The organism is Paenibacillus kobensis NBRC 15729, assembly GCF_004000825.1.
Classification (GTDB): Bacteria; Bacillota; Bacilli; order Paenibacillales; family Paenibacillaceae; genus Paenibacillus_T; species Paenibacillus_T kobensis.
In genome coordinates this window covers 1-582 of sequence record NZ_BILZ01000156.1, presented here as the reverse complement: position 1 = coordinate 582, position 582 = coordinate 1, and the positions used below count along the sequence as shown (strand labels likewise).

Genomic DNA, 582 nt, shown 5'->3' with positions numbered 1-582 from the left:
ATAGGTGAATTCTTGCTTTTTACGGTCAATGTATTTCGTGACATTGTTATTACCGTCATAATAATACTTTTCAACCGCGCCAGTCTGATCTATTTGTTTGTTTAATCTGCCCAGCTCGTCGTATTCATTCTGTTTTACAGTTCCATCAGGATACGTGGTACTCAACAAGTTACCCATCATAGAGTAACCATACATAACTGCCGATTTGTTGGGATCGATGGCTTTAGTTAACCGATTCATCGTGTCATACTCATAAGTTGTTGTGGAGACTCCACTCGTTAACTTAAGAATATTACCGGCGTCATCGTAAATCTTGGATTGGATCGGAATGAACTTGCCATTCTTCAATAATTCTGTCTTCACATCGCGCCCCATGATATCCAGGGTCGTCCGAATTTGATTCTTTTCCTGGTCAACCGCAACGGATGTGCGAGCTACGTCATTATATACGGTGGAAGAGTACGCGCCATCAACAGACTTAGATTGGATCGGACGGCCCCAAGCATCGTACGTATACGTTATTCTATTGCTGCTTGCTGCGCCTTCTTGCCACGATAAGCGGCCATACGTATCGTAATCAAA

The 582-nt window shown here is 43.0% G+C and carries 1 pseudogene; it reads right to left on the bottom strand.

From position 1 onward, the window contains the following. Window positions 1-582, bottom strand: a pseudogene (locus PKO01S_RS28565) (RHS repeat protein); the annotation flags it as partial.